Genomic DNA, 1,525 nt, shown 5'->3' with positions numbered 1-1,525 from the left:
ACTGCGATCCAAACACACTCAGCGCAAATGCCGAGATGGATGCGATTACCGATTTCTTCTCACCCTTCGTCACGACGGTCTCCCGATTACTCGTTGTATGGGACGAAGAGCGCGACACCGCGATGACGCCGCCCTCCGTGAGACCGCCGGATAGATCCGTGCCATCGAACAGGCCTGCCAGCGCCTGCTGCACGGTGAAGCTCCCTGATAAACCTCGTGTCTGGATGGTGCCGACGTCGGCCGATCGATACAGCAACGCGTGGCCGGTGAGTCGTGCCAACGCTCGCAACGACTCATCGGCGTTGCCGGCAGCGATGTGCAACTCATAGACCTGCTCGCCGGCCTGCACGCTCTCGGTGCAAACACTCAACAACAGCGAGCATGCCAATACCAATGTCCGCAAGCCGATTACCCGCGTGGCTACTGTCTAAAGCCCATCCATTCCAAGATCATGTCGGTCTCGAGGAGTAAGTGCCGCGAGCCGAACAAAACCTCCATATAAATTTCAACTGAATTGTAAAATTACTGACGCCGCAGTCGAACGTGATGCTCAGCGACGCGCTCGACCTCGACCTGGAAGCCACTTTGCAACGCTTCCAGCAATTCGTCTACCTGCCCGACCCGGAACATACCGTCGAATTTCAGTTCACGTAATGAGGGGTCGGCGATTTCAATCCGTAGCGCCGTGTGACGGCTCACCTCGGCGACCACCGCGTCGAGGGGCGTACGGCTGAAATCGAGCAGCCCTTCGCGCCACGCCAGCGCACGCTGCACCTCGCGCTCGCTGTGAGCAGCGACGGCGTCAGCAGCGCTACTGGGACGCAAATCCTCCTCGAGCGGGATGTTGATGCCCTGCCCTGAGTACAACCTGACGACCGGCGCGGCCGTGCTCGTCGATACCGGCAATGCCACTTCCTTCAACTCGACGACGCCATCGGTGACCAGCACGGCAAGATCCGGTCCCGTCATCCGTACCGAGAATGCCGTGCCGACAGCGCGCACATATTTATCCTGTGCGAACACGACGAACGGCACCTGCTCGTCGTGTGCGACAGTGAAGTAAGCCTCGCCTTTCAGCAATCGCACGCGGCGCATGTCGCCGGTGAAGCTCACTTCGATCTGGCTATTGGAGTTGAGCTTCACCTCGCTGCCATCGGCAAGGACCTCGGTGCGGTAGTCGCCGACGGTCGTCGCCAACAACTGCGGTTGCGTGCCCTGCTGGAGTTTCACGTTCACTACGATGGCGCCGACCGCCAGTGCGACGGTAGCAGCGGCCGTCAGCCATTGCATTCGGCGGCGTCGGCCACGCTGTGCCAACAACATCGGCCGGAACAAGTGGATCGCTTCGCCCAAGGCTCCATCCATGCCGGCGAGCAAATTCACGTCCTCGGCGAGATGCGCCAGGCGGCGCATCTCAGCTGCATGTCGTGGGCTGCGCTTCACCCATTCTCGAAGTGCACTCACGTCCTGCTCGGTCAACGCCCCCGTTTCCAGTTGCGCGATCCACGCGCAAGCCTCGCTGGTG

At 60.8% G+C, this 1,525-nt stretch carries 2 protein-coding genes; both read right to left on the bottom strand.

The window, feature by feature from the left end; translation table 11 throughout:
- On the bottom strand, positions 1-403 hold a 403-nt coding region (locus JNL55_RS07885; RefSeq protein WP_293851648.1), incomplete at its 3' end, for an STN domain-containing protein.
- A gap of 119 nt (positions 404-522) precedes the next feature.
- A partial coding sequence (locus tag JNL55_RS07880; RefSeq protein ID WP_293851645.1) for a FecR family protein occupies positions 523-1,525 on the bottom strand: 1,003 nt, incomplete at its 5' end.

Origin of the sequence: Steroidobacter sp. (genome assembly GCF_016790065.1) — a bacterium.
Lineage (GTDB): Bacteria > Pseudomonadota > Gammaproteobacteria > Steroidobacterales > Steroidobacteraceae > Steroidobacter.
This window is presented reverse-complemented; position numbering and strand designations above follow the sequence as displayed.